Source organism: Anaerococcus porci, from assembly GCF_034090325.1.
GTDB lineage: Bacteria > Bacillota > Clostridia > Tissierellales > Peptoniphilaceae > Anaerococcus > Anaerococcus porci.
Genome location: NZ_JAXDSU010000036.1, coordinates 1 through 9,499, shown reverse-complemented (window position 1 = coordinate 9,499; position 9,499 = coordinate 1). Strand labels below are relative to the sequence as shown.

Here is a 9,499-nt window from a genome sequence, read left to right as displayed (position 1 = left end):
GCTCCATTTTTTTATGTGCGGTATTAGCTCAGCTGGATAGAGCGACTGGCTACGGACCAGTAGGCCTGGGGTTCGAATCCTCAATGCCGCGCCATTTTTTGCAAGATAGCTTATTTTAAATGTTTATAGGCTGTCTTATTTGTGACTTGCCATTGTTTTCAGAACCTTTCTGTAGTTGTTATATTTTAATTTTTAAAGGATAGTATAGGTTTACACTATATTTTGTCTTTTTAATATCCATAATTGAATGTTTTGCGGTATTTCTTTCATGTTTCATCTTTTAAGTTTTTAAACAAATAAAAAAACAGTAAACCTTTTTTGATTTACTGTTAGACTCATTTGGATTAAGTTTTTTAATCACAAAATCAGTTGCGCGTTAAATTTATGCTATTACAAATTCTTTATTTTCATTTTATCAGAAGCGGTATTTTTTCTGATAAAAAAACAATCCTCAATGTAAAAACAAATTATCATAAGCGCTTGTAATAATGATGGGAATGCTACTAATGTTAGAGAATATGGAATTGCAACTATAATAGAAATAGTCCAAACAATAATTGGCAAAATCCATCTGTTCATTTTCTTCTTTTTTACAAGTTGAATCTCAAGTCCTGCAAATATAACTCCAAAAATTATAACAAGTATCAATAAATCTTTATTCATTTTCTTGACTCCTTTCCCTATATTTATCAATTAACTTTTTTGTTGTGTCATAATCATATTTATCCTGTAATGCTAAAGATTTGATAAATTTAATATATGGATCTTCATCTGTTTCCATAAGCTCTATTTTTTCAATTAGCTGATTGAGATTATTTCTAATAATGTGATAAGAAGTATCATAATACTTCGCTATACTCTTTAATGAACCTGATTCTAAAATAAATTGCTTTATAAAGGATATCTCATTGTCATCAAGATTAAATATCCAATCATTTTTCATAATCTTATCACTCCTTTCTTTTTATTTATTATATCATATTTTAAAAATAATTCAAATTTTTGCTATATTTTTAAATTTTATTTAATTAATATTTTATTTTTTTGTATTTCATATTCTCCTTATTGTAGTTCTAATATTTAATTGTATAAGTTTCTTTTTCTCTTTAAAAATTTTGTAGCTTTCAATATGATTTTCTCTATTATTAAGGATAAGATTTTCAAAAACTCCTATTAAATTTTCTTTTTGTGGCGAAGTAGATTTATTATTTTATATTTTTGGCGTTTTGTAATTGCCATTTTTTAAATTTATTTTCTAATTATTTTCATAAAGAATATATTTTTTGATTTTTCTTTCTGTTTTTTATATTCCTTTAATGTAACATTATTAGTTGAATATGACAATGCGGTTTTTATCTTTCTTATCGTTTAAGCAATATCTAAATAAATTCTGATTTTTACTAAATTTTCTTTAATACGTTTTTTACATGCTGATTAGCTAAATAATCAAGTTTTTATTGGAAAATCCTTGTGGTATAATTGTAATGAGGTAATTATGGAAAGAAAATGTTATGCTAAAATTAACTTAAGCCTTGATTCTCTTTACAAAAGAGAGGATGGTTATCATGAGATTGATAGCATTATGACAAGGATTAGTTTATATGATAAGTTAATAATAAATAAAAATAAAAATGGAAAGTTAAATATTAAAACAAATAAAAAAGAATTAGATAATATTAGTGATAATCTTATATATAAGGCTTGGGATTTACTTAAGGACAAGGTAGAAGATCCAGGTCTTGATATTGTACTTGAAAAAAATATACCCATAGCAGCGGGTCTTGCAGGAGGTTCAACCAATTGTGCAGAAACTTTAATGGCTTTAAACGACTTATGGAATCTAAATTTATCCATGGAGGATTTATTTAATTTAGGAAAAAAACTTGGTGCAGATATACCTTTTTTCTTTTTAAAAAAGTCAGCAAGAGCTCAAGGTATTGGTGAGATTTTGACTCCATTTGATATAAATCTTGATATGAAAATACTTCTTATAAATGATGGGACTCAAATATCATCTAAGTTTGTTTACGATAGGCTTAAAGATTATGGCACAATTGATAATATTAAACTTATAAAGGGTCTCGAAAATTCTCGAAAATCTGTTGTAAAAAAATTTGAAAATGTCATGGAAGATGTGGTGTATGAAGCATATCCTCATCTTAGAGAAATAAGAGATAGTCTTTATAATTTTAAATGTGAAAAAGCTCTTCTAAGTGGGAGTGGTGCAAGTATTTTTGCTATATTTTTTGATGAAGATGATATTAGTAAGGCATATGAAAATCTAATAAATAAGTATAAATTTGTAGAAAGGGTGAGTTTAATAGATGACTAATATAGGAGTTTTTGACTCGGGACTTGGTGGTCTTACAGTACTTAGAGAGTTAGTAAAGGAAAAAAGGGCCAACTATTACTATCTTGGAGACAATAAAAATATTCCATATGGTAATAGGACTAGGAAAGAAATTAAAGACTTATCTAAAAAAATTGTTAAATTTTTAGATAAGAAAGAAATAGATTTTTTTATAGTTGCTTGTAATACTATGTCTGTTCTTGCCCTAGATGACTTAAAAAAATATTTTAATAAAAAATTCATATCTATATCTGAAGCAGGTGTAAAAGAGGCTTTAAATGTCGATGGTGATGTTTTTGTAATGGCAACAAAAGCTACTTGTGAAAGGCATTTTTATAAAGAAAAAATTGAGGAAAATTCAAATAAAAAAGTTTATGAAGTAGCTTGTAAAAAATTAGTAGATTATATAGAAAGCGGTTATATAGAAGGTGAGAAGCTTGATAGAGATCTAAAAAATTACTTAAAGCTTGCTAATGAGAAAAAAACAGAGAATATAATTTTGGCTTGTACTCACTATCCAATTATTGAAGACCAGATTAGAAAAAACTTGTTATATGAAGCAAATATAATTGATCCTGCTAAGGTTCTTAGTGAAAATATTAAATTCAAGGAAAGCAAAGATACAAATATAGAGATTTATATGACTGATGCAAATGATGTAACTGAAAAGATGGTTCAAAAAATTATGAATATGGACATAAGTGTAAAACAAGCCAATATTTAAAAAATATTACATAGATTTTACATGAATTTAAATTAAATAAAAAGGGGAATATATATGATATATGCAGTTATAGATATAGGATCAAATACAATTAGGCTTTCTGTTTATAAGGAACGAAATGGCAAAATTTATAATCTCTTTAATGAAAAAGAGGGAGCAAGTCTAAGGTCATATATAGAAAATGGAAAGTTAAATGATAAAGGAGTAGAAAGGCTTCTTCAAACTTTAAATGAATTTAAGTTACTTATTAATAATTTTGATGAGATTGACAATGTTTATCCATTTGCTACAGCTACAATTAGAAATTCTTCAAATAGGACTGAGATTTTACAAAAGGTAAAAGATGAGATTGGTTTTGAAATAGAAATTATATCTGGTGAAGAAGAATCAAAGCTTGCCTTTATTGGTGCCAACTCATCCCTTGCTATTGATAAGGGAGTTTTAACTGATATTGGTGGTGGTTCTAGTGAAGTTGTGATTATTGAACAAGGAAAGGTTATCAAATCAACTTCTTTAAATACAGGTTCACTTTCAGCCTATAATGATTATGTAGATTTTTTATTTCCTAATAAAAGGGATATGAAGAATATAGAAGCAGACATTGAAAATTCTTTAGTTGAAAATAAGTTTTATAAGGAATATCATGATACACTTTGTGGTGTAGGTGGATCAGCAAGAGCTAGCCTTAAACTTTATAATGAATATTATAATTTAGATAAGTCTAATTCAAGTATGGATAGAAAAAAGCTTAAAGATATGACTAAGGATATTATAGATTATGATAGTAAGAAACTTTTAAATTTGATTTTATCTGTAAAAGCTGATAGAGTTCATACTCTTATACCAGGAATGATTATACTTAATAAGATTGCTAAGTACTTTGATTCAGACATTATAAATATTAGCCAAACAGGTGTAAGAGAGGGGTATGTATATAGCAAAGTTTTAAGAAAGGAATAATTTTATGGATATATCTTTTACTCAAAATAGAGAATTATCATGGCTTAAATTTAATGAGAGAGTTTTAGATGAAGCAGACGATAAAGAGGTTGAACTTTTTGAAAGGCTTAAGTTTTATTCAATTTTTGATACAAATTTAGAAGAGTTTTTTATGGTAAGAGTAGGATCTTTAGAAGATTTGACCAGACTTAAGAAAAAGGCTGTTGACAATAAGTCAAATATGACACCTGAAAAGCAACTTGAAGCTATAATGATTGAATGTAAAAGATTATATCAAAAAAAAGATGAAGTTTATAAAAGAATTATTAATGACTTTAAGAGTGAGGGAATCTTTATTAGCAAGGTATCAGACCTTGATAAAAAAGACTATGATACAGCAAGATTCTATTTTGATTCAAAAATAGAGCCCATCTTAAATTTTCAAGTGGTAGATAGGGTAAGGCCATTTCCAAGACTACCAAACCTATCAATAAATGTTATTTTTAACCTAGTCAAGGAAAGACTCAACAAAAAAGATAGGAATTACTTTGGAATAATTTACGTACCAGATAAGATTGATAGATATCTTAAGGTAAGCCAAACATCAATTGTATTACTTGAGGATATAATTAAAGAGTTTGGAGAAAATGTATTTGATAATTATAAGTGCCAATCTAAACACATAATGTCAGTTACAAGAAATGCAGATATTTCCTATGACGATGATGATTATGATGTAGATCTTGATTATAGATCTTATATGAAAGATGTACTTAAAAGGCGCAAAAGACTTCAACCTGTAAGACTTGAATTAGATGAACAGATAGAAGAAGAGGTATTTAATCTACTTTTAGAAAAATTATCTCTTAAGAAAGAAAGTGTTTTTATCACATCATCTCCCATGAGGGCAGGATTTATTTATGATATGCTAGAAGATATGCCTCAAAGTCTTATTGATAAATGCTCATATAATAGATTTTCTCCACAAGAATCCTTTATGGTAGATAAGAATAGACCAATGATTGATCAAATAGATGAAAAAGACATACTCTTATCTTACCCCTATGAGTCAATGGATTCAGTAATAAGACTTTTAAATGAAGCAAGTGAAGATGAATCAGTTATATCTATTAAAATAACCTTATATAGGATAGCAAAAGATTCAGAAATTGCTAAGGCCTTAATAAGGGCAGCTGAAAATGGTAAAGAAGTATTTGTTCTAATGGAACTGAGGGCAAGATTTGATGAAAATAACAATATAATATGGTCATCTAGACTTGAGAACGCTGGTTGTAAGATTGTATATGGTTTTGATGATTATAAGTGTCATTCTAAAGTTTGCCTTATAACAAGGGTTAAGAATGATAAGATAAATTATACATCCCAAGTTGCAACAGGTAATTATAACGAAAAAACTGCCAAGCTTTATACTGACTTTTCTTTTATGACATCAAATAAAGAAATTGGCATAGATGTTAAGGAAGTCTTTGACAATATAATGATTGGAAACCTTGAAGGAAATTATAAGCATCTTTTAGTTTCTCCAAAGCCTATGCAAGAAAGACTAGATGAGTTAATAAATGAGCAAATTAAAAGGCAAAAAGAAACAAAAGATGGCTATATAAGACTTAAGATGAACTCTATATCAGATAGAAAACTTATAGATAAATTATCTGAAGCCTCAAACGAAGGGGTTAAAATTGATCTTTTAATCAGAGGAATTACTTGTATTTTACCAGGAATTAAAAATAGAACAGAAAATGTTAATGTTCATCAAATAGTAGGAAGATTTTTAGAACATCACAGAGTATATCAATTTGGGAAAAGTGATAATTGTAAATTGTTTATATCATCTGCTGATTTCATGACAAGGAATATAAGAAATAGGATGGAAGTTGCTTGCCCTATTTATCAAAAAGATATAAAAAAGAGAATACTTGAATTTATGGATATAATGTTTGCAGACGATGTAAAGACTAGGATGATGAACTCTAAAGGTGAGTATAAAAAGGTTGAGAAAAAAATAGGCCTTATTGCTCAAGAAAAATTCATAGAAATTTCCATAAAAAGAGCTAGAGAAAAAAATAAGGTTAAGGAATCCAGAATAATTCCAAATAATATAAATCATAATAAATTCAAAAATTCTAAAAATAAGAAAAATAACTTTTTTGATAGATTTAAACATTTATTTAAATAACTATAAAAGCAGCTATTTCAATAGCTGCTTAAATTTTAAAAAAATATTCTATAAAATATGATTATAGTCTATATATTTATTCTTACTTGTGTTATAATAGATTTGAAGAAATATTTAATAAATTTTTAAATGAATTTTACTTATAAATTGAAATATATTTATAGTTTATTTAAAAATTTCCCTTTAGATGTAAATTTTTATTATATTGAAATAAATGTAAGGAAGATAAAAGAATGGCTAATAAAAGCATTAGAGATTTAAGACGCAAAAAAAGAAGAGAAAAAAAGAAAAGACTAAAAAATAAGATAATAAAAGTAGGAATAGGCATAGGACTTTTAACCGCTGCCTTTAACATAGATTTAAACTCTGATAAAACAGAAATTCCAATAAGAAGAAGTGTTGAAAATAGAACAGCACAAGCAAATAAGAAAGATGAGATTGAAAAAAAGAAAGAAACTAAAACTCAAATAGCAACACCACTTGGCTTTGAGAAAGTTGAAGTAAAAGATGGGCTTAAAATTGAAAATGATGGATATGAAAATGTTCAAAAATCATTTGTAAGAGCTTTAAATACCCAATATTGTTATCAAAAACCAGAAGATTTTACAAAAACTGACCAAGTTATTGAAGAGGGAGATTATGTAGCTTACTATGGAACTGAAAACTCTTTTTCTAAAATTAAAGTTGGTGACAATTTTTACTATGTAAATAGATATGGATTATCTAAATTAGATGAGGAAAGTCAAATAAATGTAATAAAGGGAATAGTTTTTGTAAATGAGAACAATCCCTTGCCAAAAGACTTTAGACCAGGACTTGATGCTACAAGTAAGAGTGCCCTAGCTACTATGATTAATAATATGCAAAGAGAAGGTCTAGATTTAAGAGTTGCATCCGATTATAGACTTCCAGAGACAGAAGAAAAATTAAATAATCAAGACCATGTAGATAAAGATTTACCTTTTACAAGTGAACATCAAACAGGTACAGCTTTTGACTTTTTTACTGATGAGGATAATAAATATTCTGAAAAGTTCAAAGATACAGATGAATATAAGTGGCTTAAGGAAAATGCTTATAAGTATGGTTTTATAGAAAGATATCCAAAAGAAAAAGAGTCTATTACAAAGCACAAGGAAAGGTGTTGGCACTTTAGGTATGTTGGTGTAGAAAATGCCAAATATATGTATGATAATAACCTTTCACTTGAGGAATATTTGAAAATCAAATAAAAATTAAAGCACAGGAAGGAATTCTTGTGCTTATTTTTAATTTATTATTATAATTTGATATAATATCTAAGTGATACTAAATTATAATAAATTTTATAATTAAAGAGAGGTAATTATGGGACAAACTGCTTTTATGTTAATGTTAGTTACAATTCTATCCAAAGTATTTGGCTTTGCTAGGGAATCTGTAATGGCATATTTTTATGGTACAGGGGATGTTGTAGCGATTTATGCTGTAGCAAATACTCTACCAGTAGTTATAGCAAACTTTGTTGCAAGTGGTATTATTTATGGATTCATACCCATATATACCAAGGCTAAAAATGAAGAGGGAGAAGCTGCAGCAGAAGAGTTTACTTCAAATATTTTTAATATACTTATGATATTTGGACTTGTTGCAGTAGTATTTGGCTTTATTTTTGCAAGGATATTTTGTAAGATATTTTCGCCTGATCTTGAAGGTGACCTTTTAGATATGGCAGTTATATTCACAAGGATAATAATGTTTGCGATATTTGCATACCTTTATTCTGCTGTATTTAGGGGATATCTAAATTTAAAGGGTAATTTTTTTATTCCAGCAATTACAGGAATAATAATGAATGTAATTATCATAGCTTTTACTATAGTAAGTGGTCTTAGCAAAAACCCATATTTTCTTGCTGTAGGTTGTCTTCTCGGTAATGCATTACAATATATATTATTTCCTAAAACTGCAAGAGAGCATGGATATAGGCATATTAATAAAATAGATATACATAATAAGTATATAAAATCACTAATAATGATAGCAGTTCCGGTTATAGTTTCTTCAGCTGCAGGTGAAATATCTCTTACAGTAGATAACTCTATGGCATCTTACTTTTTTGGGAATGCTTCAATATCATTTCTAAGATTTTCAAAAACCTTACTTGCTCTTATAACAGGTGTTATTACAGTTTCAGTTACCACATCTATATTTCCAACTATTTCAAATCTTGGACAAAGTGGAGATATTAGAAATATGAAAATTCATTTAAACTCTGCTATAGTTACGACTATGCTTTTAGTAATTCCAGCAACTCTTGGAATGATGAGCCTATCTGAACCTATAATCAGGTTGGTATTTCAAAGAGGAGCCTTTGATGATGATTCAGTTATAAAAACAGCATCAATGCTTGTAATGTATGCACCATTTGTAATATTTCAGTCCTTATCTGATGTAATAGATAAGGGATTTTATGCAGTAGGAGATTCCAAGACTCCAGTTATAATTGTGGTTATTCAACAAATAATAAATGTTATATTTAACTACATTTTACTTAAGGTGTTTGGATTAGAAGGTCTTGCACTAGCTACAACATTTTCTGCAGGTCTTGGAGCCTTGATGATATTTTATAAGTTTAGAGATAATTTTGGGTCTATGAATTTTAAAACCAGCCTAAGATCATTAATAAAAATTGCAATATTATCTATAATGATGGGTCTTATTGCTCACTTTTTATATAAAAGCTTGAACCCTAAATTAGGCTATGTAATTAGTTTATTTATATCCATAATTATAGCTGGTATTTTTTATTTATTTACCATACTCTTGGCGAGAATTCCAGAGGTAATGAAGCTTGTAAACCATATTTACCATAGATTTTTAAAAAAGAAATAATAAAAAAAGACTGAAAAAAGGATTAAGGCGACCCAAAAAAGTTGTACTAAATACCAGATTGAGTTTTTACTTACTCTGGTATTTATTTACCTTTTCTACCCCTATGGGTAGAAAAATTTTCATGCTACATTCTTTTTTCTAAATTCTACTGGACTTAAATATCCTAATTTTTCTTTTATTCTTTTTTCGTTGTAATATTTAATATATTTTTCTATTGTTTCTTTTAATTGTTCATATGAATAGAATTTTCTACCATAATATATTTCTTGTTTTAAAATTCCAAAGAAGTTTTCCATTGGTGAGTTGTCTAAGCAATTGCCTTTTCTTGACATTGATTGAGTTATTCCATTTGACTCTAATTTGGTTGTGTATTGCTTTATCTAGAGCCTTTAATATTGGTTCTAGATTTGGATTT

The 9,499-nt window shown here is 27.6% G+C and carries 8 protein-coding genes, 1 tRNA gene and 1 pseudogene; 7 read left to right on the top strand and 3 right to left on the bottom strand.

Annotation, left to right across the window (positions count from 1 at the left end):
• Positions 1–17 precede the first annotated feature (17 nt).
• Positions 18–94: transfer RNA gene (locus SOR60_RS03540), tRNA-Arg, on the top strand.
• A gap of 296 nt (positions 95–390) precedes the next feature.
• Here SOR60_RS03540 and SOR60_RS03535 read toward each other — a convergent pair.
• The gene (locus SOR60_RS03535) at positions 391–663 is read right to left on the bottom strand and encodes a hypothetical protein (protein WP_320595212.1); all 273 of its coding nucleotides are present in this window, start codon (positions 661–663) and stop codon (positions 391–393) included.
• Positions 656–943 carry a DUF2089 family protein gene (locus tag SOR60_RS03530; RefSeq protein ID WP_154539406.1) on the bottom strand — a complete coding sequence of 96 codons (288 nt, stop codon included), beginning with the start codon at positions 941–943 and terminating at the stop codon, positions 656–658. Before SOR60_RS03530 ends, SOR60_RS03535 begins: the two co-directional genes overlap by 8 nt.
• Positions 944–1,495: 552 nt before the next feature.
• On the opposite strand from SOR60_RS03530, the gene ispE reads away from it, so the two are divergent.
• From ispE to murJ, 6 genes are all read left to right on the top strand, one after another.
• Positions 1,496–2,332, top strand: coding sequence for a 4-(cytidine 5'-diphospho)-2-C-methyl-D-erythritol kinase (gene ispE / locus SOR60_RS03525; protein WP_320595211.1), 837 nt, complete (start codon positions 1,496–1,498; stop codon positions 2,330–2,332).
• Positions 2,325–3,074: a glutamate racemase gene (murI, locus tag SOR60_RS03520; protein ID WP_320595210.1), complete on the top strand. Its 750-nt coding sequence runs from the start codon at positions 2,325–2,327 to the stop codon at positions 3,072–3,074. The genes ispE and murI overlap by 8 nt, the downstream gene beginning before the upstream one ends.
• A gap of 54 nt (positions 3,075–3,128) precedes the next feature.
• The gene (locus SOR60_RS03515) at positions 3,129–4,034 is read left to right on the top strand and encodes a Ppx/GppA phosphatase family protein (protein WP_320595209.1); all 906 of its coding nucleotides are present in this window, start codon (positions 3,129–3,131) and stop codon (positions 4,032–4,034) included.
• Positions 4,035–4,038: 4 nt separating this feature from the next.
• On the top strand, positions 4,039–6,210 hold the full coding sequence (locus SOR60_RS03510; protein ID WP_320595208.1) for an RNA degradosome polyphosphate kinase: 2,172 nt from the start codon (positions 4,039–4,041) through the stop codon (positions 6,208–6,210).
• A gap of 233 nt (positions 6,211–6,443) precedes the next feature.
• Positions 6,444–7,442, top strand: coding sequence for a M15 family metallopeptidase (locus SOR60_RS03505; protein WP_320595207.1), 999 nt, complete (start codon positions 6,444–6,446; stop codon positions 7,440–7,442).
• A 115-nt stretch (positions 7,443–7,557) separates the two neighbouring features.
• Positions 7,558–9,084 carry a murein biosynthesis integral membrane protein MurJ gene (gene murJ / locus SOR60_RS03500; protein ID WP_320595206.1) on the top strand — a complete coding sequence of 509 codons (1,527 nt, stop codon included), beginning with the start codon at positions 7,558–7,560 and terminating at the stop codon, positions 9,082–9,084.
• Positions 9,085–9,203: 119 nt separating this feature from the next.
• On the opposite strand, the pseudogene SOR60_RS03495 reads toward murJ, so the two are convergent.
• Positions 9,204–9,464, bottom strand: a pseudogene (locus SOR60_RS03495) (transposase); the annotation flags it as partial.
• Between the last annotated feature and the right edge of the window lie 35 nt (positions 9,465–9,499).